Origin of the sequence: Nocardioides terrae (assembly GCF_900112345.1) — a bacterium.
Taxonomy (GTDB): Bacteria; Actinomycetota; Actinomycetes; order Propionibacteriales; family Nocardioidaceae; genus Nocardioides; species Nocardioides terrae.
Map to the genome: position 1 here is coordinate 180,230 of NZ_FOLB01000003.1, position 25,614 is coordinate 205,843.

Genomic DNA, 25,614 nt, shown 5'->3' on the forward strand with positions numbered 1-25,614 from the left:
GGGGGACGTGCCCGACTCCCCGGCGACGCTGCCGATGTTCCCGCTCAACGCGGTGCTGTTCCCGGGGGTGAGCACCTCGCTGCACGTCTTCGAGGATCGCTACCGCGCCCTGGTGCACCACCTGCTCCGGATCGAGGACCCCGCCGACCGGCTCTTCGGGTCGGTGGCGATCCGCGAGGGCTACGAGGTGGGCGACCACGGCGCCCAGTCGCTCTACCGGGTCGGCGTACGCCTGCAGCTGACGGAGGCGGACGAGAACACCGACGGCAGCTTCGACATCGTCGCGGTGGGCCGCGACCGGATCGCACTGGACCGGCTCGAGGTGACCGGCCTCTTCCCCCGCGGCCACGTCACCGAGCGGCCCGAGCCGGTCCTCGACGTGCCCCAGGAGCTCCTCGACCGCGCCCGCGCCACGTTCACCGCCTATCGCGCCGCGGTCTCGGAGCTGCGCCCCGACCCCTTCAGCGGCACGCTGCCGCGTGACCCGGAGTACCTCTCCTGGACCTTGTCCGCATGCGCCCCGCTCCCCATCGCCGAACGCCAGCAGCTGCTGGAGGCCTCCGACGCCGGCGAGCGCCTCAGCCTGGTCACCGAGCTGCTGCGCACCGAGCTGCGCGCGATGAACGTCATCCCCTCGCTGCCCGCCACCGAGGTCGCGCGCACGCGCTGGTCGCCGAACTGATGAGCCGCAAGGCAGCCATCGGGAGTACGCCGGCCACGGTCGCCCTGACCCGGGCCGGCATCGCCTTCACGCTCCATCCCTACGAGCACGACCCGCGGGCCGCGTCCTACGGTCTGGAGGCGGCCGAGGCGCTCGGGATCGAGCCCGAGCGCGTGCTCAAGACGCTGATGGCGGCGGTCGACGGTCGGCTGTGCGTCGGGATCGTGCCGGTCTCGGCTCGGCTCGACCTCAAGGCCCTGGCCAGGGCGCTCGGCGCGAGCAGGGCCGTCATGGCCGAGGTGGCGGCCGCCGAGCGGGCGACGGGCTACGTCGCCGGCGGCATCTCCCCGATCGGGCAGAAGCGGACCCACCCGACCGTCGTCGAGGCCGCGGCCCTCGGCTTCGACACGGTCTTCGTGTCGGCCGGGCGCCGCGGCCTCGACCTGGAGGTCGCGCCGGCCGACCTGGTGTCGGCCACGTCGGCGCTGGTCGCCCCGATCAGTCGTCAGTGAAGGCTGAGCTTGAAGACGCCGTGCGAGACGTCGCCATCGGTCCAGCCGCTGATGCCGAGCGCCTTGAGCGGTGCGAGGTTCGCCGTGACCTCGTCGTCGCCGCTGGCCAGCGCCTTGATCGCGTCGTCGAGGGCGTCGAAGTTGACGTAGAGCACGCCCGACGCCTTGTCGCCGTCCGGCACGACTCCGGCGAACGTGTCCGAGGAGCCGAGCTTGCCGCCCTTCGCCACGTCGCCGGTGAAGGACTTGTCGAGGCCGAGGGCGACGCCCTCGTCACCGGCGACCGGCTCCAGCGCTCCGTCGGGGGCGCCGATGGCACCGCGCAGCTTGGTCACGACCTTGTCGATCGCGTCCTTGTCCCCACGGACCTTGAGCGCGACCGGCACGTCGGACGGGTCGCCGCCGTTGACCAGGCCCTCGACGTCGATGTCCGGGCCGAGGGCGAGAGCCGCGGAGTCGCCCAGCAGCTTGTCGAGGTCTCCGGGGAGGTCCAGACCGGTGGCCTGGGACAGCGGCGCGAAGAGCGCCTCCGGGTCGGCGTCGTCACCGCAGACGTTCTTGATGCTCGTGGTGACGGAGTCGATCCAGCCCTTCGGCAGCGCGACGCCAAAGGCGACCGCGGTGTCGTCCGGCAGGGTGTTGACGACCGGCGACGCGCTCGGCTTGCCCAGCGCGCCACCGAACGCGCGCATGTCGCCGACGGTCTCGAGCTCGACACCGTCGTCCGCGAACCGCAGCGTCGCCGCGGCTCCGCCGAAGTCGGCGAGGTTCGCCTGCATCCGCTGGCCCGAGGTTCCGGAGTCGGCCAGGCCGGGGCACGCGCCGAGCATGCCGAACGGGTCGAGCGGCGACGAACCCGGGTCGGCGCCGGCCGGCCCGGCCAGGTCGCCGAACATCGCCTCGCAGTCCGCCTTGGTGAAGTCGTCGGAGAGCACGTCCGGCGAGCACAGCTCGTCGGTGTCTGGGGCCGCGGAGACGCTGGCCTTGGGGAGCGCCCCCTCGAGGTCGGAGGTGACGTTGCCGAGCTGCTTCGCCAGGACCTGGCCGGCCGCCGGGGCGGCGTAGGCGGTCAGGATGCCGCTGTCCCCTGCCTTGTCGGTCCAGCTCTGGAAGTCGGCGTCGTCGGCGAGGGTGCCCTTGTCGGACTCGGCGACGACCTTCTTCGCGGCGTCCTCGGTAGCGGCGAGGACGACCCAGTCACCGTCGAAGGCCCAGCCGGGGGCGTCGGAGGCGTCGTCCGTGCCACACGAGAGGAGCTTCTTCAGGCCGGCCTCGGCCTTGCCCTTGTCGCTGGTCTGAACGACCACCACGGGCTCGGGCTTGTCGGTCCCGACTGCCGCCACGGCGGCGCGGGAGCCCAGCCACGGCTCGACGTCCTTGGCGAAGTCGAGCTTGCAGCCGGAGTCCGCGACCATCTGCTTGAAGATCCACTCACGGACGTCGTCGTCGGTCTGCAGGCCGACCTTGTCCTTGAACGCGGGGAACTTGCGCGCCAGCTTGAGCGCGGCGATCTTCTGCCCACCGCTCGGGTCCAGGTCGACGCTGACGTAGCCGATCGTCGAGGCGGGCAGCGCCTCGGCGGGCTGGGAGCCCTGGCTGAAGAACGACGCGGCCGCCCACGCGGCGGCGGCGCCGCCGATGGCGAGAGCACCGAGGACGCCACCGCCGATCCAGAGTCCCTTGCGGCTCTTGGGCGCTCCGGGACCGCCGATCACGAGCTGGTCGGTCGGCGGCTGGTCGGCGTTCTCAGACATGGGCGGGAGCCTATCGCGGCTCTTCGCCGGTCGGACGCTCTCCGAGCAAGAGGAAGACAGCACCGACGGCCAGGACCGCGGCGAGCGGCCAGGTCACGAACGCCGCCACCCCGGGCCTGCTGATCGTCCCCGTGAGGCGCGTGCCGTCGGCGGCGTGCGCGGCCGCTCTCGCGGGGTCCGGAGGGGCGCCGTGCAGACCGACGACGCGCATCAGCCAGGCGGCGAGCAGCGATCCGACGAGCACCGCGGCGAGCGTCAGGACCTCCGGCGCACGCGAGAGCCACGCGGCCGCGATGCCGAGCAGCAGCCCCGCGGCGACGGCGATGACGACGTACCACCCGGTGGAGGCGAAGGAGTCCTCGTGCGTGGAGCCGGAGTACCACTGGCCGCCGACCACGATGCCGTCCGGGGCGTGCAGCCGGGTGCGCCAGAGCAGCCCGGACACCGCACCGGTGGCAGCGAAGCCAGCGACGAGGCCGGCGACCCAGGCGGTCGCGCGGCTCACCCGGTCAGGCATCCGGGACCGAGCAGGTGCTTGAGGTCGGCGAAGAGGGCCGGTGTGGGAGTCACCCGGAGATTGTCCCCGAGCCGCATGACGCGGGTGGACTCGCGGGTCAGCAGGCGCAGGCGCACCTCGGTGACGCCGGGGTGGGTGCCGAGCACGTCCCGGAGCTGGGCCACCACCGGCGGGGTGCAGCGCGTCGACGGCATGCTGATCACGACCGGTCCGCTCGGACCCTCGGACAGGTCCGGGACGGTGACCTCCTGGCCGCGCAGCTGGGGCTGCTCGCGGTCCTTGTCGAGCACGCCCTTGACCCGGATGATCGCGTCCTCGATGAGGTAGGGCGCGGCGAGCTGGTAGGAGCTCGGGAAGAGCAGCACCTCGACGGCGCCGTCGAGGTCCTCGAGGGTGACGGTCGCCCACGGGTCGCCCTTCTTGGTGATCTTGCGCTGGACCGAGGTGACCAGGCCGGCCACCGTCACGACGGCGCCGTGCGGCCGCTCGTCGAGCAGCAGCTGCCCGACGGTCGCGTCGGTGCCGCTGGACAGCACATGCTCGAGGCCGAGCAGCGGGTGGTCGGAGACGTAGAGGCCGAGCATCTCCCGCTCGTGGCCGAGCAGGGTCATCTTGTCCCACTCGTCGAGGTCGGGGATCGTCACCGAGACGCCGAACGATCCGCCCTCGTCGTCGAGGCCGCCGAAGAGCGAGTCCTGGCCGATCGCCTCGTTGCGCTTGATGTCGACGTATTGGTCGACCGCCGTCTCGTGGATGGCGACGAGCGCCCGGCGGCGGTGCTTCATGTCGTCGAACGCGCCGGCCTTGATCAGAGACTCGATCACCCGCTTGTTGCAGCCCTGGGCGGGCACCTTGCTCAGGAAGTCGTTGAAGTCGGTGTAGCGGCCCTTCTCCTCACGGGCGGCGACGATGCCGTCGACGACGTTCCAGCCGACGTTGCGCACCGCGGTCAGGCCGAAGCGGATGTCGTTGCCGACGGCGGTGAAGTTGTGCGCCGACTCGTTGACGTCGGGCGGCAGGACGGCGATCTTCATGCGGCGACACTCGTTGAGGTAGATCGCCATCTTGTCCTTGTCGTTCTTGACCGAGGTCAGGAGCGCCGCCATGTATTCGGTGGGGTAGTTGGCCTTGAGGTAGGCGGTCCAGTAGGTGACGACGCCGTAGGCCGCCGAGTGCGACTTGTTGAAGGCGTAGTCGGCGAAGGGGACGAGGATCTCCCAGAGAGTCTTGACGGCGTCCTTGGGGTAGCCGCGCTCGAGCATGCCGCTCTCGAAGCCGGCGTACTGCTTGTCCAGCTCCTCCTTCTTCTTCTTGCCCATCGCGCGGCGCATGTTGTCCGCGGCGCCCAGCGAGAAGCCGGCGAGCACCTGCGCGATCGCCATGACCTGCTCCTGGTAGACGATCAGGCCGTAGGTCTCCCCCAGCACCGGCTCGAGCGCCTCGGCCAGCGCCGGGTGGATGTAGTCGATGGCCTGGCGGCCGTTCTTGCGCAGCGCGTAGTTGGTGTGCGAGTCGGCGCCCATCGGGCCCGGCCGGTAGAGCGCGGAGACGGCGGTGATGTCGGCGAACTTGTCCGGCTGCATGAGGCGCAGCAGCGAGCGCATGCCGCCGCCATCGAGCTGGAAGACGCCGAGCGTGTCACCGCGGCCCATCAGCTCGTAGGTCGCGCGGTCGTCGAAGGGAAGCTCCTCCAGGACGAGCTGCTCACCCTTGTTGGCGGTGATGTTGGCGACCGCGTCCTCGAGCGTGTGGAGGTTGGAGAGCCCCAGGAAGTCCATCTTGACCAGGCCGAGCGCCTCGCACATGGGGTACTCGAACTGCGTGATGACCGCGCCGTCCTGCTTCGGGTCCATCAGCGGCACGATGTCGAGCAGCGGCTCGCTCGCCATGATCACACCGGCCGCGTGTACGCCGGTCTGCCGGATCTGCCCCTCCAGGCCGGTCGCCACCTCGTAGATGCGGCGCACGTCCGGGTCCTGGTCGTAGAGGGCACGGAACTCGCCACCCTCGGCGTAGCGCTTGCTCTCCGGGTCGAAGAGCTCCTTGAGCTTGACGCTCTTGCCCATCACGTCGGGCGGCAGCGCCTTGGTGATCCGGTCGCCGATGGCGAAGCCGTGGTCGAGGATGCGGGCGGCGTCCTTGATCGCGGCCTTGGCCTTGATCCGACCGAAGGTGGCGATCTGGGCGACCTTCTCGGCGCCGTACTTCTCGGTGACGTACCTGATGACCTCGCCGCGCCGGTGATCGTCGAAGTCGATGTCGAAGTCGGGCATCGACGGGCGCTCGGGGTTGAGGAAGCGCTCGAAGAACAGGCCGTGCTCGAGCGGGCAGAGGTCGGTGATCCGCAGCGCGTAGGCGGCGATCGAGCCGGCACCTGAGCCACGGCCGGGACCGACCCGGATGCCGTTGTCCTTCGACCACTGGATGAAGTCGGCGACCACGAGGTAGTAGCCGCAGTAGCCCTTGGTCGCGATGATGTCGAGCTCGAAGTTGACGCGGTCCTTGACGTCCTGGGTCAGCCGCTCGCCGGGGTAACGGGCCTCGATGCCGCGCCAGACCTCCTTGCGGAACCAGCTCTCCTCGCTCTCGCCGGCCGGGATGTCGGCGCGGGCCATGTAGCCGCCGGTCGACTCGGTGAACTCGACGTTGCAGCGCTCGGCGATCAGCAGCGTGTTGTCACAGGCCTCGATGAGGTCCTGGGAACCCCACAGCTCGCGCATCTCGGCGGCCGACTTGATGTAGTAGCCGGTGCCCTCGAAGGCGAACCGCTTGCCGCCCTGGCTGTAGGGCGGCTCCGAGAGGCGGCTGCCGGAGTTGACGCACAGCAGCGCCTCCTGGGCGCTGGCGTCCTCGGGGTTGTTGTAGTGGCTGTCGTTGGTGGCGAGCGGCGCGATGCCGAGCTGCTTGCCGAGCCGGAGCAGGTCGTCGCGCACCCGCTTCTCGATGCTGATGCCGTGGTCCATCAGCTCGAGGAAGACGTTGTCCCGGCCGAAGATCTCCTGCAGCTCGCCCGCCTCGCGGACCGCCTCGTCCCACTGCCCGAGTCGCAGCCGGGTCTGGATGGCGCCGCTGGGGCAGCCCGTGCTGACGATGAGGCCCTTGCTGTAGGTCTCGAGGAGCTCGCGGTCCATCCGCGGCTTGTAGAAGTAGCCCTCCATGCTCGCCTTGCTGGAGAGCCGGAAGAGGTTGTGCATGCCCTCGGTCGACTCCGCCCACATCGTCATGTGGGTGTAGGCGCCCCCGCCCGAGACGTCGTCGCCGCCCTCCTCGGCCGTCTCGCCCTTGCCCCAGCGGATCCGCTTGCGCTCACCGCGCGGCGTGCCCGGCGTGAGGTAGGCCTCGATGCCCATGATCGGCTGGACGCCGTACTTCTTGGCCTTGGAGTAGAAGTCGTAGGCGCCGTGCATGTTGCCGTGGTCGGTCATGGCGATCGCCGGCATCTGCTGCTCGGACACCCGCTGGAACAGCCCGTCCAGCAGCGACGCACCGTCGAGCATGGAGTACTCGGTGTGGACGTGCAGATGGACGAAGGAGTCCTGCGAGGTCATCGGTGGAGAGCCCTCCTCAGGGGTCGCTCGGGCGCAGCAGATCAGGGTTACGACGGCTCGCGCCGACGGCCTGGGGGAAGAGCCTCAGCCTACGGGACGCGATGCGTCCGGTCATGGTGGACGCCACCGACAATGCCGGATTCGGTGCGGGCTAGTCCGGGTCGGCGAACTTCTCGGCCAGGGCCGCCTCGACGATCGTCGGCCCCACGCCCACGTCACCCGCGATCCGGTGGAGGAGACCGAGGACGAACGCGTACTCGGCCGTCGACCAGTCGGCCGCCGCGAGGTCGCTGCCCGGGACCAGCCCGTTGACGGCCCGGGCGAGCACCCGGTCGAGCCCGAGAGCGTGCTCGCCGGCGCGCCGGTCGGCCGCGTCGAGGAAGCGGGTGAACAGCGAGGGGCCCCAGCCGGGCAGGTGCCCCTCGTTGGCGAGCAGGTAGTAGGCGTCGACCGGGCCGACTGCGTCCAGGGTGGCGACGACCGCCTCGAGCCGGGGCTCGACGTCGCCGCGGTCGAGGATCCGGCCCGTCCGCCAGGCGCCGTCGTCGGACCGTCCGAAGCTCCAGGCGCTCGCGGCCGCCAGCAGCGGCGCCCACCCGCTGCCGGCACGGCAGGTTGCGGCCACGGCGAGCAGGTCCGACCGGCCGATCCGAAGGCCTGCACGCAGGTCGCCGGGCAGTTGTGCGACCTCGCGCCAGGCCGGGTGCAGGACGACCGGACGCTCGTCGTCGACGGTCCAGCTCACACCGTCGAGGGCCCCACCCTCGATCTCCGTGGTCGCCGCCAGCTCGAGCGCAGCGCCGACCGCGGCCCGGACCTCGTCGTCGATCACCGGCTGCCCTCCGCTCCCCGACGGCAACGCTACCGGCTGCCGTCCCGCGTGGCCATCCACTCCATCCGGATGTCGGGGGCGCGCTCCTCGTTCCCGGAGCCGTCCGTGCGCTCGACCTCGACGAAGCCGTGCCGTCGGTAGAACCGGCGGGCCGGCGCGTTGGTCTCGAAGACCCACAGGCCCAGGCCGTCGGGACGCAGGGACAGCGCGAGCTCGATCAGGGCGGTGCCGACCCCGCGCCCCTGCGCGTCCGGGTGGACGTAGAGCGAGTCGAGCCAGGTCGCCGTGAAGGTGGCGAACCCGACCAGCTCGCCGGACTGCTCGCCTGACTGCTCGGCGACCCAGACGTCGCGCGCGCCCAGGTCCCAGCCACCGACGTAGGAGTGCACCTCGGCCGGCGTCCGCGCGAGTGGCGGCATCAGCGGGACGGCCGCGGCGCGGACCACCAGGTAGAGCTCGGCGATCTCGGGCAGGTCCGCCGGCTCCGCCGGGCGGAGCAGCAGACCGAGGTCAGTCGGAGTCGCGGATGACATCGAGCGCGTGCTGCAGGTCGTCGGGGTAGGTCGACGCGAACTCGACGTAGTCCCCCGTCGCCGGGTGCTCGAACCCGAGCCGTACGGCGTGCAGCCACTGCCGCTCGAGCCCGACCCGCTTGGCGAGGACCGGGTCGGCGCCGTAGGTGAGGTCGCCGACGCACGGGTGCTTGAGTGCGCTCATGTGGACGCGGATCTGGTGGGTGCGGCCGGTCTCGAGGTGGATCTCGAGCAGGCTGGCGAAGCGGTGGGCCTCGAGCGTCTCGTAGTGGGTCACGCTGTGCCGGCCGTCGGCCATGACGGCCATCTTGTAGTCGTGCCGGGGGTGGCGGCCGATCGGCGCGTCGACGGTGCCCTCGAGCGGGTCGGGGTAGCCCTGCACCAGCGCGTGGTAGACCTTCGTGGGCGTGCGGTTGCGGAAGGCGTTCTTCAGCACGGAGTAGGCCTGCTCGGACTTGGCGATCACCATCAGGCCCGAGGTGCCGACGTCGAGGCGCTGGACGATGCCCTCGCGCTCCTTCGCGCCGCTGGTGGAGATCCGGAACCCGGCCGCCTTGAGGTGTCCGACGACCGTCTGGCCGGTCCAGCCGGGGCTGGGGTGGACGGCGACGCCGACCGGCTTGTCGATCACCACGATCGACTCGTCGTCGTGCACGATCCGGATGCCCTCGACGATCTCGGGAACGACCTCGAGCGGGTCGGCCAGGGACGGGATGACCACCTCGAGGAGGGCGCCCGGCAGCACCCGGTCGCTCTTGCTCACGCCCGAGCCGTCGACCAGCACGTTCCCCTCGGCGACGAGGTCGGCCGCGCGGGTGCGGGACAGCCCGAACATCCGGGCGATCGCGGCGTCGACCCGCTCACCCGCCAGCCCGTCGGGAACGGGGAGGACGCGGTGCTCAGCGTTCACGAGCGGTCCTCGCGGCGGCCGTCGAGGCGGATGCCGCGGAAGGCCTGCAGGACGATGAGAGCGGCGGCGACGGTGATGCAGATGTCGGCCACGTTGAAGACCGGCCAGTGCGGCAGCATGAGGAAGTCGATCACCTCGCCGCGCAGCGTCCCGGGGGCCCGGAACACGCGGTCGGCGAGGTTGCCCGTGATCCCGGCGAGCAGCAGGCCGAGGGCGAGGGCCCAGACCGTCGTACGCGCCCGGAGCGCGATGACCGCGACCACCACGGTGGCGACCGCGGCGAGGCACGAGAGCACGACGGTGAACTGCGTGCCGGTGCTGAACGCCGCACCCGCGTTGCGGGTCAGGTGGAGCTGCAGCAGCGACCCCACGACGCGTACGTCGTCCTCGTCGGTCAGCCGGTCGACCGCCAGTGCCTTGGTCGCCTGGTCGATCCCGAGCCCCACGAGCCAGGCCAGCGCGACGAGCGCGCGGTAGCCCATCGGGCGGGATCGGTCGGATGCGGGCCGGGGTTCTGGGCGGTCGCTCAGCGACGCTCCTCGCGCTGCTTGCATGTCATGCACAGTGTCGCACGGGGGAAGGCCATGAGCCGCATCTTCCCGATCGGCTCCCCGCAGGACTCGCAGATGCCGTAGCTGCCCTCGCTGATGGCCACGAGCGCGCGCTCGATCTGGGCGAGCTTGTCGCGCTCGGAGTTGAGGACGGTGAGCTCGTGGTCGCGCTCGAAGCTCGTCGCGCCCATGTCGGCCTGGTCCTGGCCGGCGCCGTCGCCGGGGTCCTTCATCAGGCCCGAGAGCTCGGCCTCCTGGACCGTGAGGACCTGCAGGGAGTGCTCGCGCTGCTCGCGGAGCTCACCGACGACCTCCTCGAGCTCGGACTTGGTCCAGGCATCCTCACCCTCACGAACCGCGAGCGCCGAGGCGGCCGCCTTCGTGGCCGTCGTCGCCTCGGCTGTTGCCTTCTTCGTCGCCACGCTGGTCCCCTTCTCGGACAGTCTTCCTGGATGCTGTCGTGTCGGCCGCCGCCCTGGTCGCGGGAGCAGTCTGCCCGGTCCTCCAAGGGGACCGGGCAGCGAGGCCGACTGACGAGACGGACCCCGAGGTCTGCGCCCGAGCGTGCCGGGAGAGTAGCCGCTGGGACTCCCCCACTCAAACGACCACGCCGACCGCCCCGAAGGGACGGCCGGCGTGATGTCGGTCTGAGTGGTTCAGCGACGAGGGCTCAGCCCTCCTCCTCGCCCAGGATCGAGCGGAGCCGCTTGGGCGCGGCCGGCGCCTCCTCGGCGCCGCCACCCTCGCTGCCCATCGTGTTGAGGGCCTCGAGCTGCTGGGTGAAGTAGTTCTTCAGGCGCGAACGGTACTCGCGCTCGAAGGAGTGCAGCTTCTCCACCTCGGCGGTGAGCTTGTCCTTCTCGCGCTCGAGGTCGCCGAAGAGCTGCTGGCGACGCTCGGCGGTCTCGGAGTCGAGCATCTGCGCACGGGTCCGGGCGTCGGACTCCATCCGGTCGGCCTTCGACTTCGACTCGGCCTCGAGCCGCTCGGCCTTCGTGCGGGCCTCACCGATGATCTTGTCGGCCTCGTTCTTGGCGCCGTCGACGAGCTCGTCGGCATTGCGCGTGGCGATCTCCAGCAGCCGGGCCGCGGCGTTGGACGCCTCGGGCACCGTCTCGACGCGGATCGTCTCGACACCACCGGCGGCCGGGGCAGCAGCGGCCACGGGCACCGGAGCGGGTGCCGGAGTCGGCTCGGGCTCCCTGACGGGCTCGGGCGCGGGCTGCCGGTAGGACTCACCAGCACCCTGAGCCGCGGACAGCTTCGACCGGAGGTCCTCGTTCTCCTTGGTGAGGCGCGCCAGCTCCGCCTCGACCTCGTCGAGGAACTGGTCCACCTCGCCCATGTCGTACCCCTCGCGGAGCCGGACGGGAGTGAAACGCTTGTTGCTCACGTCCTCTGGCGTCAGCGGCATGACCTCACCCTTATCGTTGCTCGGTTGTTCGGAACTCAATGGTGTTGCAAGGTGCAACGGTGTTTCCCTGGGTTGCTCTGTGGAACTGTAGCGCCTGCCCGGCGCGGTCCTAGGGCGAGGCTACGTCGCCAGGGGTGAGAGCAGCCTCAGCAGCAGGTAGGCGACCAGCAGCACGATCAGGAAGCTCAGGTCCAGCGCGATCGACCCCAGCCGCAGCGGCGGGATCACCCGGCGCAGCGCCTTGATGGGCGGGTCGGTGATGCTGTAGACGATCTCGAGCGCCACCAGCAGGATCCCGCGCGGCTGCCAGGAGCGGGCGAAGACCTGCACCCAGTCGACGACGAAGCGCACCCAGAGCAGGCCGATGAACGCCCAGAGCAGGACGACGACGACCTGCCAGAAGATCTGCATGATGGAGAACTGTAGAGAGTCGACCTAGGACTGGTTGAAGAACCCGCCCTGCGCGATGCGCGCCTTGGCCTCGGCGGCCACGGAGACGTTGTGCGGCGAGAGCAGGAACACCTTGTTGGTGATCCGCTCGATGTCGCCGTGGGTGGCGAAGATGAGCCCGGCCGCGAAGTCGACGAGGCGCTTGGCGTCGGCGTCCTCCATCTCGGAGAGGTTCATGATGACGGGCGTGCCGTCGCGGTAGTGCTCACCCACGGCGCGGGCGTCGTTGTAGGTCGTCGGGGTCAGCGTGACGATCCGCGACATCTCCGCCACGTCGGCCAGGTCGGGGACGACCTGGGGGCGGCGCCGCTCGGCGAGGTCGGCGACCTTCGCGGGTGCGGCCGCCCTCGGCGCACGGGTGGCCACCGCCGGGGACTCGCGGGTGTAGTCGGCCTCGTCGTAGGCCTCGAACTCGCCGGTGTAGTCGTCGTACCGGCCGGTGTCCTCGAGCAGGCCGAGGTATTCACCGATCCTGCGCATCGCGCCGCTCATGACACTTGCCTTCCTTTTCGGACGCCGGCCGTCGCCGTCGTCAGATCTGTCTCGAACACTAAGGGACCTGGGGCCTCGAACCGAGGACCGCGGAGCCGACACGCACGTGTGTCGCGCCGGCGGCGACGGCCTGCTCGAGGTCGCCGCTCATCCCCGCCGACAGCACCGTCGCGCCGGGGTGGTCGGTGAGGAAGCCGGCGCGGATCTGCGCCAGCCTGTCGAACGCTTCCGCGGGGTCCTCGCCCAGCGGCGCGACGGCCATCAGACCGCGCAGGACGAGGCCCTCGGTCGCGGCCGCCCGCTCGGCGAGCGCGGCGAGGTCGTCGGGCGCGACGCCGGACCGGCTGCCGTGCGCGGACGGCGGGTCGAGGCTGACCTGGAGGAGCACCTCCAGCGGCCGGCCGCGCTCCTGCGCCCCGCGGGCGAGCGGGGCGAGCAGCTTGGCCCGGTCGACGGACTCGACCACGTCGGCGTACGCCGCCACGGCGGCCGCCTTGTTGCTCTGCAGGCCTCCGATGAAGTGCCAGCGCAGGTCCAGGCCGGCGCACTCGGCCGCCTTGGCCTCCGCCTCCTGGTGCCGGTTCTCGCCGACGTCGGTGACGCCGAGCCCGGAGAGGATCCGCACGTCGGAGCCCGGGAAGAACTTCGTCACCACGACCAGCCCGACGGCGTCGTCGCGTCCGGCCGCGGTGGCCGCGGCGGCGATCCGCTCGCGCACCCGGCCGAGGCTGAGCCGGAGCTCCTCCTCGCGGCTCATGAGAGCCACACCAGCCCGGCGAAGCGCCCGGAGCGGGCACCGTCGCGTCGGTAGGAGTGGAGGGACGGGTCCTCGAGCGTGCAGGGACCGACGTCGGTGGCAGCGACGCCGTGCTCGGCCAGCTGCGCGGCCACGCCCGCTCCGAGGTCGAGGGACGGGGTGCCCCAGGCCGTCTCCGCCAGAGTCGCGGGCACCACCGCGGCGACCTCGTCGCGCAGGTCGGCGGGGACCTCGTAGCAGCGGCCGCACACGTGGGGCCCGACCCAGGCGGTGATCTTCTGCGCGCCCAGCGCCCGCATGCTGTCGACGGCGCGCCCGACGACGTCGAGCGCGACCCCCTTGCGGCCCGCGTGGACGGCGCCGACGACCCCGGCCGCGGGGTCGGCGAGCAGCACGGGGACGCAGTCGGCCACTCGCACCATGAGCCCGATTCCGGGGTGGTCGGTGACGAGCGCGTCGCCCACGGGCACGTCGGCGCTGGGTCCGGGAGGCCAGGGCTCGGTGACGTGGCGGACGACGTCTCCGTGCACCTGCTCGAGCCGGGCGAAGGTGACACCGGCCTCCGCCTCGACGCGGGCGAGCGCGCGGGAGAAGCCCTCCAGCTTGTCGAGGTTGCCGTGAAGGTTGCCCTGCAGGTCGAGCGAGGAGTCGGTGAACGCGACCTCGACCCGGGGGTGTCCCGGGCCGAGGTCGGCGGTGTCACGGAAGGCGAACATGGCTCCTGGGGACGATCACTTCAGGAAGTCGGGGACGTCCAGCTCGTCGTCGCTGTACGACACCGGCTCGGGCGCGGCCGGGCGGGGTGCGGGCGGCGGCGTCGTCGGGCCGGAGGCCTGGGCGGGCGCGGGAGCGGCCTGTCGGGGGGCGACCGCCGCCGCGACCGCGGCGCGGGTCTGCTCCTGGCTCTGCTGCGGACGACGCATCGAGTTGCTCTCGTCGAGCCGCTTGGGCTGCCCGCCGTCGAAGCCGGCGGCGATGACCGTCACGCGGACCTCGTCGCCGAGGGCGTCATCGATCGTGGCGCCGAAGATGATGTTGGCCTCGGCGTGGACCGCCTCGGCGACGAGGGCGGCGGCCTCGTTGATCTCGAACAGGCCCAGGTCGGAGCCACCGGAGATCGACAGGAGCACGCCGTGGGCGCCGTCGATGCTCGCCTCGAGGAGCGGGCTGGAGACGGCGGTCTGGGCGGCCTCGACGGTGCGGTTGTCCCCGCGCGCGGAGCCGATGCCCATGATCGCGGAGCCGGCGTTGGACATGACCGACTTGACGTCGGCGAAGTCGAGGTTGATCAGGCCGGGGGTCGTGATCAGGTCGGTGATGCCCGCGACGCCCTGGAGGAGCACCTGGTCGGCCTGGCGGAAGGCATCCATGACGCTGACGCTCCGGTCGGAGATCGACAGCAGCCGGTCGTTCGGGATCACGATGAGGGTGTCGACCTCGGCACGCAGGCCGGCGATGCCGTCCTCGGCCGACTTCGCACGCCGCTTGCCCTCGAACGCGAACGGGCGGGTGACGACGCCGATGGTCAGCGCGCCGAGGCTGCGGGCCATCTTGGCGACGACAGGCGCGCCACCGGTGCCGGTACCGCCACCCTCGCCGGCGGTGACGAAGACCATGTCGGCCCCCTTGAGGACCTCCTCGATCTCCTCGGCGTGGTCCTCGGCGGCCTGCTTGCCGACGTCGGGGTTGGCGCCGGCACCGAGGCCGCGGGTCAGCTCGCGGCCGATGTCGAGCTTGACGTCGGCATCGCTCATGAGCAGCGCCTGCGCGTCGGTGTTGATCGCGATGAACTCGACCCCCTTGAGGCCGACCTCGATCATCCGGTTGACGGCGTTGACACCGCCTCCACCGATGCCGACGACCTTGATGATCGCCAGGTAGTTCTGTGCAGCTCCCACGGTGCTCGCCCCTCGTGTGTCTTCCGGGTGTGTGTCTGGTCTGTCCGGCGTGTCGAGAACCCTGACCCTCAGGCTGAGGGTTATAGTTATGTCAACCTCGTCGTGCTGAAGACAGTAGGCAGCGGCGACCGTCGATCGGCGCAGACACGCCGCGTGTCGGAGATCCGGGCCGGTCTGCTCAGCCGGCGGTCGTGGGCTGGCCGGGGACCGACACGTCGTAGGTCTTCGCGTCCTGCCCCAGCAGGGCGCGCAGCACCTCGGCCTTCTGCGGCGACTCGGCCGCGCTCCCCCAGACGACCGTGCGACCGTCGCTCAACGCCAGGGTGATCTGGTCGACGGTCTTGACCTCGACGTGGTCGACGACCCGGGTCAGCTCGACCGGCAGGGCGGTGACCACCCTCGCGGCCTCGCGCAGCGCCTCCGCGCTGGTGCCGAACGGCGTGGTCACCTTCGGCAGCCCCGCCGGGGCGGTCTTGTAGTCGAGGAAGACGACGCCGTTCTTGTCGAGCCCCCTCAGCCGGCCGCCGAAGTCGACGACCGCGACCGGGGTCCGCTCGGTGATCTCGATGCGGACCTGGTCCGGCCACTGCCGCGACACCTCGACATGGTCGACGGCCGCGAGCGCGGCGATCCGGGCGTGCACCGCGCCGAGGTCGACCGAGACCAGCGGGTCGCCGATCTCGACGTGGGCGACCCGGCGTACCTGTCCCGGACGCAGCGTCGACACTCCGCTGACCTGCACCGACTGCACCGACAGCAGGGTCGAGAACCAGACCACCCACGCCGCGGTGCCGATCGCGGCCAGCACCACCGCGACGGCCAGCACCCGGCGCCAGGCGAGCCAGCGGCGGCGCCACTGGCGCCGGGCGAAGCGTCGCCGCGTCCGTCGGGCCGCCCGGTCCTCGGCGGACACCGGCGGAAGGGTGCCGGACGTCTCGGCCGAGGCCCTCGACCTGCTACGCACGCAGCAGCTCCAGCACCTGCGGGCCGACGGCAGTGATGCTGCCCGCGCCGAGGGTCAGGACGAGGTCACCCGGCCGGGCCCGACGGGCGAGCTCGGCCGCGGCGGCGTCGAGCCCCTCGACGGTCACCACGCGATCGGCGGGCAGCGGGACGTGGTCGGCCACGAGGGCCGCGGTCACCTCGGGGTCAGCGTCCTCGCGCGCGAGGTAGACGTCGAGCACCACGACCTCGTCGGCGGCGCCGAGCGCCCGGCCCATGTCGGGCCCGAAGATCCGCGTCCGGGAGACGAGGTGCGGCTGGAAGGCCACCAGCAGCCGCCGCTCCCCCGCGACCGCGCGGGCGGCCTCGAGGTCGCCCGCGATCTCCGCCGGGTGGTGGGCGTAGGAGTCGTAGACCTCCACGCCGCCGGCCTCGCCCTTGCGCTCCATCCGCCGCCGGGTGCCGCCGAAGGCCTCGACGCCGCGCCTGAGCGCCTCGAAGTCGTGGCCGGTGCGCAGCCCGAGCGTGATCGCGGCCAGGGCGTCGAGGACGTAGTGGCGGCCCGGGATCTGCAGCGTGACCCGGCCCAGCTCGCGTCCGCGGTCGACGACGGTGAAGGAGGAGGTGATGCCCTCGAGGACGACGTCGACGGCACGCACGTCGGCCTGGTCGGTGGTGCCGACCCCGACGAAGGTCCGGCCGAGGCTCGAGGCGACGGCGCGCAGCTCGGCGGCGCCCGGGTCGTCGACGCACGCGACCAACAGGCCCGCCGGGTCGATCCGCTCGACGAACTCGTTGAACGCGGCACGGTAGGCCGCCTCGCTCCCCCACGAGTCGAGGTGGTCGGCCTCGACGTTGGTGACGATGGCGGCGAAGGGCCGGTAGACGAGGAACGCGCCGTCGCTCTCGTCGGCCTCGGCGACGAACAGCTCGCCCGCACCGAGCTCGGCGTTGGTGCCGGACGCGGTCAGCACGCCCCCGATGGCGTACGTCGGCTCGGCACCCGCCTCGCGCAGCGCGACGGTCAGGAGGGACGTGGTGGTGGTCTTGCCGTGGGTGCCGGCGACGGCGAGGACCTTGCGGTCGGCCATCACGCTGGCCAGTCCGGCGGAGCGGGGCAGCAGCCGCAGCCCGAGCCGCTCCGCCTCGACGACCTCGGGGTTGTCCTCGCGGACGGCCGTCGACACGACCAGGGTGTCGACTCCGTGGACGTTCTCCGCCGCGTGGCCGAGGTGGACGGTGGCGCCCAGGGCGCGCAGCTCGTCCAGGGTCGGCGAGTGGACGCCGTCGCTGCCGGAGACGGTGATGCCGCGCGCCAGCATGATCCGGGCGATCGCGGAGAGCCCGGCGCCGCCGATGCCGACGAAGTGGACCCGGCCGAGCCGGTCGGCGGGGAGGATGACCTCGGGGACTGGCACCCTCACCGGCCGCCCACCTCCGCGATGATCCGGGCGAGCCGGTCGTCGGCGTCACGCGGCACGAGCCGCTCGGCCGCGGCGCCCATCTCGGCCAGCCGGTGCCGGTCGGCGATGAGCGAGGGGACCGTCCCTGTCAGCCACTGCTCGGTGAAGGCGGCGTCGGAGACGAGAAGCGCTCCTCCGGCCTCGACGACCGGCCGGGCGTTGCGCTCCTGCTCGCCGTTGCCGTGCGGCAGCGGCACGAAGACGGCCGGCACGCCGACCGCAGCGGCCTCCACCACCGAGTTGGCACCCGCCCGGCAGACCATGAGGTCGGCCCCCGCGAAGGCGTAGTCCATCCGGTCGACGTACCCGACCGGCGCGTAGCCCGGCGCGGCCGGCGGCAGGTCGTTCTTGGGCCCGACCACGTGCAGCACCTGCACGCCGGCCTCGACGAGGGTCGGCGCGGCGGCGGTGACGGCGGAGTTGAGGCTCCGGGCGCCCTGGGAGCCGCCCGTGACGACCAGCGTCGGCCGCTCGGCGAGACCGAAGAACGCGAGCGCCTCGCTCCGCAGGGCGTGCCGGCGCAGGGTCGAGATCATCCGCCTGATCGGCAGGCCGACGTACTCGGCGTGTGGAAGGGGTGTGTCCGGGAAGCTGACCGCGACCCGGGTGGCGACCCGAGCGCCCACCTTGTTGCCGTAGCCGGGCAGGGCGTTCTGCTCGTGCACGACGACGGGCACCTTGCGACGGCGGGCGGCCAGGTAGGCCGGGACCGAGACGTAGCCGCCGTAGCCCACCACCACGTCGGGCCGCACGCGGTCGAAGACGTCGTGGGTCGCCTTCACCGCGCCCCGCAGGCGTGACGGCACCCGGAAGAGGTCGGGGTTGAGCGTGCGCGGCAGCGGCACCGGCGGGATCAGCTCGAGCGGGTAGCCCGCCTCCGGCACCACCCGCGTCTCGAGCCCGCGGGCCGTGCCGAGGCAGGTGATCTCGACGCTCGGGTCGAGCCGGCGCAGCGCATCGGCGGTGGCGAGCAGGGGCGAGGTGTGGCCGGCGGTTCCGCCGCCGGCGAGGAGAACACGCATGGCGGTAAGAGACTATCGAGAGGCGGACAGGCCGGCCGAGCGCGCCTTGCGCCGGGCGGCGAGAGCGCGGGCCGCCTCCGGCTCGCGACGGGCGAAGCCGATCACCAGGCCGAGCGCGGCCAGCGTGGGCAGTAGCGCCGAGCCGCCGTAGGAGACGAGCGGCAGTGGGATGCCGATGACCGGCAGCAGCGCGAGCACCATGCCGATGTTGATGATCATCTGGCCGATCAGCCAGACCACGACACCGAAGGTGACGTAGCGGACGAACGGGTCGGCCGTCTGCAGCGCGACCCGCAGGGCGGCGTAGGCGATGGTGAGGAACAGCCCGATGACGAGCAGCGTGCCGACCAGGCCGAGCTCCTCGCCGAGCACGGCGAAGATGAAGTCGGTGTGGGCCGCGGGCAGGTTGCTGCCCCACTTCTGCGTGGATGCGCCGATGCCCTCACCGAAGAGGCCGCCGCTCGACAGCGCGTAGAGCCCGTGACCGGCCTGCCAGCCGTTGCCCTGGAAGTCCTTGAACGGGTCGAAGAAGCTCGTCAGCCGGGCGACGCGCTCCTTGTCGACGGTGGCCAGGCCGAAGGCGGCCACGGTCACGATGCTCAGGCACAGGCCGAACAGCCGGGCGGGAGCGCCCGCCATCCACAGCATGCCGAGCATGATGGCGAAGAGGACGAGTCCGGTGCCGAGGTCGCGACCGGCGATGACGAGGAAGGTCGCCAGCAGCATGCCGGGGACCACGGGGATGATCAGGTGGTGCAGGCTGGCGAGCCGGCGCTCCTTGTTGGCGTAGACGTTGGCAGCCCAGAGGATCAGCGACAGCTTCGCGATCTCGGACGGCTGGATCGCGATCGGTCCGACGCCGAGCCAGTTCTGGTTGCCGTTCTTGGCCTGGCCCATCACGGCGACCAGGGCCAGCAGGGCCAGCGAGACGACGTACGCCGCCCAGACGAAGCGCCGGATCCAGCGGGTCGACATCCGGCTGGCCGCGAAGGCGACCGGGAGGCCGATCAGCACCCAGAGCGCCTGCCGTCGGACCATCGTGTAGGAGTCGCCGAACTGGGTGTAGGACTTCACGCTCGAGGCACTCAGGACCATGACCAGGCCGATGGTCAGCAGGAGGGCGGTGGCGCCCAGCAGCAGGTAGTAGGACGTCAGCGGCCGGTCCAGCGCCTCGCGCACGGCGCGCAGCCACGGGGTGACCGGCAGCGGGCTGCGGCTCCTGCGGACCGCGGGGACGAGGGCCGTGTCCTCGGGGTTGGCTGTCGTCATCCCCTGGCTCCCCCTGCCTCGCGCCGCTCAGTGTCCGGTCTGCTCCCTCACCGCCGCGGCGAACGCGTCACCCCGGGCGGCGTAGTCACGGAACTGGTCCATGGAGGCACAGCCGGGCGCGAGGAGAACGGTGTCCCCGGGCTTCGCGAGACCGGCAGCGGCCGCCACGACCTGTCGCATGACGTCCGCACCAGTCTCACCGGTCCCAGCTGTCACAACCGGCACATCCGGCGCGTGTCGCGCGAGAGCGTCGGCGATGACGCCGCGGTCCCGCCCGGTGAGGACCACGGCACGCAGCCGGCCACGCACCGCCTGGACCAGGTCGTCGAACGTCGCCCCCTTGGCGAGGCCGCCCGCGACCCAGACGACGGGGTCGTAGGCCAGCAGGCTGGACTGTGCGGCGTGGGGGTTGGTGGCCTTGGAGTCGTCGATCCACGTGACGCCCCCGCTCTCGGCGACGACGGAGATCCGGTGGCCGCCGGGGCGGAAGGACCGCAGCCCGTCGCGGACGGCCGCCTGGCTGACACCGTGGGCGCGGGCCAGGGCCGCGGCAGCGAGCGCGTTCTGCACGAAGTGCGGCGCCGGGCTGGCCAGGTCGCTGACCTGGCAGAGCTCCGCGGCGCTGGTCGCGCGCTCCTCGATGAAGGCGCGGTCGACGAGGATGTCCTCGACCAGTCCGAGCATGCCGACGCCGGGCATGCCGAGCGTGAAGCCGATGGCCCGGGCGCCCTCGACGACGTCGGCCTCCTCGACCAGCCGCCGGGTCGTCTCGTCGGCCACGTTGTAGACGCAGGCCCGCGAGACGCCCCGGTAGACCCGGCCCTTGTCGGCGGCGTAGCCGGACATCCCGCCGAGGTCGTCGTACCAGTCGAGGTGGTCCTCGGCGACGTTGAGCACCGCGGCGGACTCGGCCGCCATCGAGTCGGTGTAGTGCAGCTGGAAGCTGGAGAGCTCGACCGCGAAGACGTCGTACGGCGTCGGGTCCATCACCGCCTCGACGATCGGCAGGCCGACGTTGCCCACGGCCACCGACCGGAGCCCGGCCGTGCGCAGGATCGTGTCGAGCATCTCGGTCGTCGTGGTCTTTCCGTTGGTGCCGGTCACGGCCAGCCAGGGCGCCGCGCTCTCCGGGTCGCGCAGTCGCCAGGCCAGCTCGACCTCTCCCCACACGGGGATGCCGCGGTCGCGCGCCTGGGCCAGCAGCGGCGCCGACGGCCGCCAGCCGGGGCTGGTGACGAGCAGGTCGACGCCGTCGGGCAGCTGCGCCGTCGACCCCTCGCCCAGCTCCAGCCGGGCACCGAGCACCTCGAGGAGCTGTGCCTTCTCGGCCCGCTCACCCTCCGCCGGCTTCTCGTCGAGCGCCGTGACGGCGGCACCCAGGTGGAGCAGGTTGTCGGCGGCGGCGAAGCCGGAGACGCCGAAGCCGGCGACGACGGCACGGACGCCCTCCCAGGAGTCGTGCCGGCCGAGGGTCCGAGGGTCCATCAGTTGCCGGTCACCCACTCGGCGTAGAAGATCCCGACGCCGGCGGCGACGCAGAGGCCGGTGATCACCCAGAACCGGATGACGACGGTGACCTGCTCCCAGCCGAGCATCTCGAAGTGGTGGTGGACGGGCGCCATGCGGAAGATCCGCCTGCCCCTGCTGACCTTGAAGAAGCCGACCTGCAGGATCACCGAGAGCGTCTCGATGACGAAGAGGCCACCCAGCACGGCGACGAGAAGCTCGGTGCGGGAGAGGATCGCGAAGCCGGCCAGCGCGGCGCCGAGGGCGAGCGAGCCGGTGTCGCCCATGAAGATCTGGGCGGGCGAGGCGTTCCACCACAGGAAGCCGATGCAGGCGCCGGCGATCGAGGCCGCGACCACGGCGAGGTCGAGCGGGTCGCGCGCCTCGTAGCACTTGGGGTTGAGCGTCACGCCGCACGTCTGGTTGGCCTGCCAGATCCCCACCACGACGTAGGCCGAGAAGACGAGCGCGCTCGCGCCGGTGGCCAGGCCGTCCAGGCCGTCGGTGAGGTTGACGGCGTTGCTGAAGCCGGTGACGAGGAACCAGATGAGCAGCAGCACCACGATCGTGGGCAGCGTCCAGCCGAAGTCGCGCAGGAAGGAGAGGTGGTCGGCGGCGGGGTTGCGGCCGCTCCCGTCGGCGAGCCGGTCCCACAGCGCCAGGCCGCCGAAGACCAGCGCGATCACCGTCTGGCCGATCATCTTCGCCTTGCTGCGCAGACCGAGGTTGCGCTGCTTGTAGATCTTGATGAAGTCGTCGAGGAAGCCGACCACGCCGGTCCCGACGAAGAGGAAGAGCAGGAGCAGCGCCGAGTACGACGGCTCGACGCCGGTCGCGAGCTTGGCGCCGAAGTAGCCCAGTACCGCGGCCACGATGATCGCGACGCCGCCCATCGTGGGCGTCCCGCGCTTGGTGTGGTGGCTGGTCGGGCCGTCCTCGCGGATCTCCTGGCCGTAGCCGAGCCGGGTGAACTGCCGGATCGCGATGCGGGTGCCGAGCAGCGAGATGAGCAGGGACAGGCCGCCGCCCAAAAGGATCGCTCTCATGACTCCCTCATCGCCTGCTCGTCCGTGGGTGCCCCCACCCGCCCGTCCGGGGACGAGCCCGCACCATCCTGCCGTAGTCGTCCGCCGGCCCTCACTCGCCATGCCGGTGGAGCCATCCCGGCGTGTGACCGATGGCTCACTCCGCAGCGTCCCGACGCAGGGCGGCCAGGGCCTCGCGAGCGACCTGGCGGTCGTCGAAGGCGTGCACGACGCCGTCGACCTCCTGGCCGGTCTCGTGGCCCTTGCCCGCGATGAGCACGATGTCACCGGTGCGGGCGGCGCCGATGGCCTCCTCGATGGCGGCGCGCCGATCGTCTCTCTCGAGCACGTCGGCGCTCCCGCGTCGCGCGCCCTCGAGCACGGCGGCCCGGATCGCGGCGGGGTCCTCGGTGCGCGGGTTGTCATCGGTGACGACGACGACGTCGGCGAGCCGGGCAGCCAGCTCGCCCATCACCGGCCGCTTGCCCGCGTCGCGGTCGCCGCCCGCGCCGATCACGACGATGACCCGCCCGCCGGTCAGGGGGCGCAGGGTCCGGATCGCGGCCTCGACGGCGTCCGGCTTGTGGGCGTAGTCGACGACCACGGTGAAGTCCTGGCCGCCCTCGACCCGCTCGAGCCGGCCGGGGACGCCGCCGCCCTGCCCGATCCCGTTGGCGACGCGCTGGGCGTCGAGGCCCGCCTCCGCCGCCCCGGCGATGGCGGCGAGGGCGTTGGCCACGTTGAAGTCGCCGGGCAGGGGGCAGCGTGCCTCGAAGCGGACGTCCGGCCCCACGACGGTGAAGGTCGATCCCTGTGGGCCGAGCTCGACGTCGACCGCGCGCCAGTCCGCGTCGGTGCCGGCGAGGGGGCTCGCTGAGAAGGTCCGGATCGGGATCTGCGCCTCGGCGGCGAGCCGGCGACCGTGCTCGTCGTCGACGTTGACCAGTCCCATCCGCGCGCGCTCGGGGGTGAAGAGCGACGCCTTGGCGGCGTAGTAGTCGGCGAGGTCGCGGTGGAAGTCGAGGTGGTCGCGCCCCAGGTTCAGGAAGACCGCGACGTCGAAGACGACCCCGTCGACGCGGCCGAGCACCAGTGCATGGCTGGAGACCTCCATCGCGCACGCCTTGACCTTCTGCTCCCGCATCCGCGCGAAGAGCGCGTGCAGGTCCGGCGCCTCGGGGGTGGTCAGGGAGGTCTTCACGTCCTTGCCGGCGATGCGGGTGCCGACGGTGCCGATCACGCCGGACGTGACACCGGCCCGCTGCAGGCCGCCCTCGAGCAGCCGGGTCGTGGTCGTCTTGCCCTGGGTCCCGGTGACACCGACCATCCGCAGCGCGGCCGCCGGGTCGCCGTACACGCGTGCGGCGAGGCGCCCGAGGACGCGCCGCGGGTCGGGCGTGACGACGACGGGTACGCCGGCCAGCAGCGGTGACCCGGGCCGGACCCGGCTGGCGCCGACCTCGTCGGTGAGGACCGCGACGGCACCCGCGTCGAGGGCGTCGGCGACGAAGTCGATGCCGTGCACGCGCGACCCGGGCAGCGCGGCGTAGAGGTCCCCCCGGACCAGCCGCTGCGTGCTCAGCGAGAGGCCCGTGACGACGGTCGTCTCGTCGCCCGAGATCGTCGAGTCCCCGGGCAGCACGTCGCGAAGCTCGGAGAGCGCGACGCGCGGCGAGCGTCGTGGCCGGGTCGCCGCCACGCCGGCGCGGTCGGTGTCCTGCATCAGGCGATTATCGCGAGGTCAGTACTTGAGGTGACCGGGGCCCCACTCCACCGGCAGGTGGGAGGGCTTGGTGCCGGTCGGCGGGATGCCGTAGCGCGCGAGCAGGCGGCTCATGATCTTGGAGAACACCGGCCCGGCGAGCGAGCCGCCGCCCTTGTTGCGCTGGGGGTCCTGCACCGCGACGTAGACCGTGAACCGGGGGTCGTCGGCCGGGGCGAAGCCGGCGAAGGAGACGGTGAGCGAGCCGTCGTAGCGACCGTCGACGGCGCGCTGGGCGGTGCCGGTCTTGCCGGCCACCCGGTAGCCGGGCACCTGGGCGCCCGGAGCGGTGCCGGTGTCCGGGTCCGGGACCCGCTCCATCATCTGCATCATCTGCTTGGCCGCCTCGCTGCTGACGACGCGCTGCCGGGTGGTGTGGTCGGTCCCGACGGTCTCGCCGGCGTCGTTGGTCGCGCTGCCCTCGATGAGGCTCGGCGAGACACGGACGCCGCCGTTGGCCACCGTGTTGACGGCCGTGACCATCTGGAGCGCGTTGACCGAGAGCGACTGGCCGAAGTCGATGCGGTCCTCGACCTGGTCGGTCCAGGCCGCACCGCTGGGGAGGATGCCCGGGGACTCGCCCGAGAGGCCGACGCCCGTGCGCTGCCCGAGTCCGAACTTCGCCAAGTAGTCGCGCAGCTGGCCCGGGCCGAACTTGTCCGCCGCCAGCACGGTGCCGATGTTCGACGACTGCGCGATCACGCCGGCCAGCGTCCACCGCTTGGTGGGGTGGTCGAACCAGTCGTGGATGGGGTGGTCCTGACGGTCCAGGCTGTTCGGCACGGTGAGCCGGGTGCGGTCGGTGACCTTGCCCGCGTCGATGAGCGCCGACAGGGTCAGCACCTTCTCGACCGAGCCGGGCTCGTAGACGTCGGACAGGGCACGGCTGCCGCGGTCGGCCTTCGGCGACTGCCCGGGCTTGTTGGCGTCGAACGTCGGGAAGTCCGACAACGCCAGCACCTCGCCGGTCCGGGTGTCCATCGCGATCGCGACGCCCGATTCGGCGTCGGTCGACGTCACCGCCTGGGCGAGCACCTTGTCGGCGTACCACTGGACGTCGCGGTCGATGGTGGTCTTGAGGTCGTGGCCGTTGACGGGCGCGACGGTGGTGCTCCGGCCGAGCGGAATGCGGCTGCCGCCCGCGACCTCGTAGGTAGCCGTGCCGTCCTTGCCCGCGAGCTGCTCGTCGAAGGTGCGTTCGAGGCCGCCGAGCGACTCGTCGGTCCCGACGAAGCCCACGATGTTGGCCGCCAGGTCGCCGCCCGGATAGTTGCGGACCGGGTCTCGTCGCGTCGAGAGGCCCTTGTAGTGGAGGGCCTCGGCCTCCTGGACCGCCTCGGCGGCCAGCGTGGCGGGGACGCGCCGGGCGACGTACTCGAAGCGACTGTCGCTGTCCCCCCGCAGCTGGCGCAGCGCGGTGAAGTAGTCGATGCCGAGCTTGTTGGAGAGGAACTTGGCCAGCTGCGGCGCCTGCTTGGCCGTCAGCTTCGGGTCCGCGACCACCATGAGCCCGTCGACGGAGTCGGCCAGTGGCTCACCGTTGCGGTCGAGGATGTCGCCCCGCGTGGCCGGGAGGATGACGTGGTCCATGTTGGCCTTGCGGGCCGCGGCGGCGTAGGAGTACGGGTCGAAGGCCTGCAGCTGCACCAGGCGCGCCCCGAAGAGCGAGAGCACCATCGCGATCAGGACGAAGCCGACCCGCAACCTGAAGTGCGGCGAGCCGCGACCGGTGCGCTTCGTGGCCACCCGCTCCCCCTTGCTCCTCGGTCCGGTCGTTCCTGTTACTGGTGTGACTG

24 protein-coding genes are annotated in these 25,614 nt (G+C 71.9%); 2 read left to right on the top strand and 22 right to left on the bottom strand.

Annotation, left to right across the window (positions count from 1 at the left end):
- The first annotated feature begins 7 nt into the window (after nt 1–7).
- Both BM236_RS05610 and ybaK read left to right on the top strand, forming a co-directional pair.
- Nucleotides 8–682, top strand: a complete 675-nt coding sequence (locus BM236_RS05610) for an LON peptidase substrate-binding domain-containing protein (protein WP_245750154.1) — start codon at nt 8–10, stop codon at nt 680–682.
- Nucleotides 682–1,173, top strand: coding sequence for a Cys-tRNA(Pro) deacylase (ybaK, locus tag BM236_RS05615; RefSeq protein WP_091121193.1), 492 nt, complete (start codon nt 682–684; stop codon nt 1,171–1,173). The genes BM236_RS05610 and ybaK overlap by 1 nt, the downstream gene beginning before the upstream one ends.
- Here the strand turns inward: ybaK and BM236_RS05620 are convergent.
- The 22 genes from BM236_RS05620 to BM236_RS05725 form a co-directional block, all read right to left on the bottom strand.
- Nucleotides 1,167–2,927, bottom strand: a complete 1,761-nt coding sequence (locus tag BM236_RS05620) for a DUF3352 domain-containing protein (RefSeq protein WP_091121195.1) — start codon at nt 2,925–2,927, stop codon at nt 1,167–1,169. The genes ybaK and BM236_RS05620 overlap by 7 nt on opposite strands.
- A gap of 10 nt (nt 2,928–2,937) precedes the next feature.
- Nucleotides 2,938–3,432: a hypothetical protein gene (locus tag BM236_RS05625; protein WP_091121198.1), complete on the bottom strand. Its 495-nt coding sequence runs from the start codon at nt 3,430–3,432 to the stop codon at nt 2,938–2,940.
- A complete protein-coding gene (gene dnaE, locus BM236_RS05630) occupies nt 3,429–6,992 on the bottom strand; it encodes a DNA polymerase III subunit alpha (RefSeq protein ID WP_091121199.1) in 3,564 nt (1,187 codons plus the stop codon). The genes BM236_RS05625 and dnaE overlap by 4 nt, the downstream gene beginning before the upstream one ends.
- Nucleotides 6,993–7,143: 151 nt before the next feature.
- Nucleotides 7,144–7,824, bottom strand: coding sequence for an 8-oxoguanine DNA glycosylase OGG fold protein (locus BM236_RS05635; protein ID WP_091121202.1), 681 nt, complete (start codon nt 7,822–7,824; stop codon nt 7,144–7,146).
- 29 nt (nt 7,825–7,853) lie between these two features.
- Nucleotides 7,854–8,357, bottom strand: a complete 504-nt coding sequence (locus BM236_RS05640) for a GNAT family N-acetyltransferase (protein WP_091121203.1) — start codon at nt 8,355–8,357, stop codon at nt 7,854–7,856.
- Nucleotides 8,335–9,267, bottom strand: coding sequence for an RluA family pseudouridine synthase (locus BM236_RS05645; RefSeq protein WP_091121206.1), 933 nt, complete (start codon nt 9,265–9,267; stop codon nt 8,335–8,337). The genes BM236_RS05640 and BM236_RS05645 overlap by 23 nt, the downstream gene beginning before the upstream one ends.
- Entirely contained in the window at nt 9,264–9,749 is a 486-nt protein-coding gene (gene lspA / locus BM236_RS05650; protein ID WP_091121209.1) for a signal peptidase II, read from the bottom strand. The genes BM236_RS05645 and lspA overlap by 4 nt, the downstream gene beginning before the upstream one ends.
- A gap of 44 nt (nt 9,750–9,793) precedes the next feature.
- The gene (locus tag BM236_RS05655; RefSeq protein WP_091121211.1) at nt 9,794–10,240 is read right to left on the bottom strand and encodes a TraR/DksA family transcriptional regulator; all 447 of its coding nucleotides are present in this window, start codon (nt 10,238–10,240) and stop codon (nt 9,794–9,796) included.
- Between the two features lie 248 nt (nt 10,241–10,488).
- Complete coding sequence (locus BM236_RS05660) at nt 10,489–11,232, bottom strand: DivIVA domain-containing protein (protein WP_091121214.1); 744 nt, start codon at nt 11,230–11,232, stop codon at nt 10,489–10,491.
- Between the two features lie 120 nt (nt 11,233–11,352).
- Nucleotides 11,353–11,643 carry a YggT family protein gene (locus tag BM236_RS05665; RefSeq protein ID WP_091121217.1) on the bottom strand — a complete coding sequence of 97 codons (291 nt, stop codon included), beginning with the start codon at nt 11,641–11,643 and terminating at the stop codon, nt 11,353–11,355.
- Between the two features lie 24 nt (nt 11,644–11,667).
- The gene (locus BM236_RS05670) at nt 11,668–12,174 is read right to left on the bottom strand and encodes a cell division protein SepF (RefSeq protein WP_091121220.1); all 507 of its coding nucleotides are present in this window, start codon (nt 12,172–12,174) and stop codon (nt 11,668–11,670) included.
- Between the two features lie 58 nt (nt 12,175–12,232).
- Nucleotides 12,233–12,931 carry a YggS family pyridoxal phosphate-dependent enzyme gene (locus BM236_RS05675; protein WP_091121223.1) on the bottom strand — a complete coding sequence of 233 codons (699 nt, stop codon included), beginning with the start codon at nt 12,929–12,931 and terminating at the stop codon, nt 12,233–12,235.
- The gene (locus BM236_RS05680) at nt 12,928–13,647 is read right to left on the bottom strand and encodes a purine nucleoside phosphorylase YfiH/LACC1 family protein (RefSeq protein WP_091121225.1); all 720 of its coding nucleotides are present in this window, start codon (nt 13,645–13,647) and stop codon (nt 12,928–12,930) included. The genes BM236_RS05675 and BM236_RS05680 overlap by 4 nt, the downstream gene beginning before the upstream one ends.
- A gap of 15 nt (nt 13,648–13,662) precedes the next feature.
- Nucleotides 13,663–14,829, bottom strand: coding sequence for a cell division protein FtsZ (ftsZ, locus tag BM236_RS05685; RefSeq protein WP_091121228.1), 1,167 nt, complete (start codon nt 14,827–14,829; stop codon nt 13,663–13,665).
- A gap of 178 nt (nt 14,830–15,007) precedes the next feature.
- On the bottom strand, nt 15,008–15,742 hold the full coding sequence (locus BM236_RS05690) for a cell division protein FtsQ/DivIB (RefSeq protein ID WP_091121230.1): 735 nt from the start codon (nt 15,740–15,742) through the stop codon (nt 15,008–15,010).
- Between the two features lie 43 nt (nt 15,743–15,785).
- Nucleotides 15,786–17,195 carry a UDP-N-acetylmuramate--L-alanine ligase gene (gene murC / locus BM236_RS05695; protein ID WP_091121232.1) on the bottom strand — a complete coding sequence of 470 codons (1,410 nt, stop codon included), beginning with the start codon at nt 17,193–17,195 and terminating at the stop codon, nt 15,786–15,788.
- A complete protein-coding gene (murG, locus tag BM236_RS05700; RefSeq protein ID WP_091121233.1) occupies nt 17,192–18,256 on the bottom strand; it encodes an undecaprenyldiphospho-muramoylpentapeptide beta-N-acetylglucosaminyltransferase in 1,065 nt (354 codons plus the stop codon). The genes murC and murG overlap by 4 nt, the downstream gene beginning before the upstream one ends.
- 12 nt (nt 18,257–18,268) lie before the next feature.
- Nucleotides 18,269–19,525: a putative lipid II flippase FtsW gene (gene ftsW / locus BM236_RS05705; protein ID WP_091121236.1), complete on the bottom strand. Its 1,257-nt coding sequence runs from the start codon at nt 19,523–19,525 to the stop codon at nt 18,269–18,271.
- Nucleotides 19,526–19,552: 27 nt separating this feature from the next.
- The gene (gene murD / locus BM236_RS05710; protein ID WP_091121238.1) at nt 19,553–21,010 is read right to left on the bottom strand and encodes a UDP-N-acetylmuramoyl-L-alanine--D-glutamate ligase; all 1,458 of its coding nucleotides are present in this window, start codon (nt 21,008–21,010) and stop codon (nt 19,553–19,555) included.
- Nucleotides 21,010–22,077, bottom strand: a complete 1,068-nt coding sequence (gene mraY, locus BM236_RS05715) for a phospho-N-acetylmuramoyl-pentapeptide-transferase (RefSeq protein ID WP_091121240.1) — start codon at nt 22,075–22,077, stop codon at nt 21,010–21,012. The genes murD and mraY overlap by 1 nt, the downstream gene beginning before the upstream one ends.
- 136 nt (nt 22,078–22,213) lie before the next feature.
- Nucleotides 22,214–23,779, bottom strand: coding sequence for a UDP-N-acetylmuramoyl-L-alanyl-D-glutamate--2,6-diaminopimelate ligase (locus tag BM236_RS05720; RefSeq protein ID WP_091121242.1), 1,566 nt, complete (start codon nt 23,777–23,779; stop codon nt 22,214–22,216).
- Nucleotides 23,780–23,797: 18 nt separating this feature from the next.
- Entirely contained in the window at nt 23,798–25,564 is a 1,767-nt protein-coding gene (locus BM236_RS05725) for a peptidoglycan D,D-transpeptidase FtsI family protein (RefSeq protein WP_245750155.1), read from the bottom strand.
- Nucleotides 25,565–25,614: the final 50 nt, after the last annotated feature.

Bases quoted from the DNA above. Each gene is read 5' to 3' on its own strand.
- ybaK (WP_091121193.1), top strand. From the start codon at position 682: ATGAGCCGCAAGGCAGCCATCGGGAGTACGCCGGCCACGGTCGCCCTG.
- BM236_RS05620 (WP_091121195.1), bottom strand. From the start codon at position 2,927: ATGTCTGAGAACGCCGACCAGCCGCCGACCGACCAGCTCGTGATCGGC.
- dnaE (WP_091121199.1), bottom strand. From the start codon at position 6,992: ATGACCTCGCAGGACTCCTTCGTCCATCTGCACGTCCACACCGAGTAC.
- BM236_RS05640 (WP_091121203.1), bottom strand. From the start codon at position 8,357: ATGTCATCCGCGACTCCGACTGACCTCGGTCTGCTGCTCCGCCCGGCG.
- lspA (WP_091121209.1), bottom strand. From the start codon at position 9,749: ATGGGCTACCGCGCGCTCGTCGCGCTGGCCTGGCTCGTGGGGCTCGGG.
- BM236_RS05660 (WP_091121214.1), bottom strand. From the start codon at position 11,232: ATGCCGCTGACGCCAGAGGACGTGAGCAACAAGCGTTTCACTCCCGTC.
- BM236_RS05665 (WP_091121217.1), bottom strand. From the start codon at position 11,643: ATGCAGATCTTCTGGCAGGTCGTCGTCGTCCTGCTCTGGGCGTTCATC.
- BM236_RS05670 (WP_091121220.1), bottom strand. From the start codon at position 12,174: ATGAGCGGCGCGATGCGCAGGATCGGTGAATACCTCGGCCTGCTCGAG.
- BM236_RS05675 (WP_091121223.1), bottom strand. From the start codon at position 12,931: ATGAGCCGCGAGGAGGAGCTCCGGCTCAGCCTCGGCCGGGTGCGCGAG.
- BM236_RS05680 (WP_091121225.1), bottom strand. From the start codon at position 13,647: ATGTTCGCCTTCCGTGACACCGCCGACCTCGGCCCGGGACACCCCCGG.
- murG (WP_091121233.1), bottom strand. From the start codon at position 18,256: ATGCGTGTTCTCCTCGCCGGCGGCGGAACCGCCGGCCACACCTCGCCC.
- ftsW (WP_091121236.1), bottom strand. From the start codon at position 19,525: ATGACGACAGCCAACCCCGAGGACACGGCCCTCGTCCCCGCGGTCCGC.
- murD (WP_091121238.1), bottom strand. From the start codon at position 21,010: ATGGACCCTCGGACCCTCGGCCGGCACGACTCCTGGGAGGGCGTCCGT.
- mraY (WP_091121240.1), bottom strand. From the start codon at position 22,077: ATGAGAGCGATCCTTTTGGGCGGCGGCCTGTCCCTGCTCATCTCGCTG.
- BM236_RS05720 (WP_091121242.1), bottom strand. From the start codon at position 23,779: ATGCAGGACACCGACCGCGCCGGCGTGGCGGCGACCCGGCCACGACGC.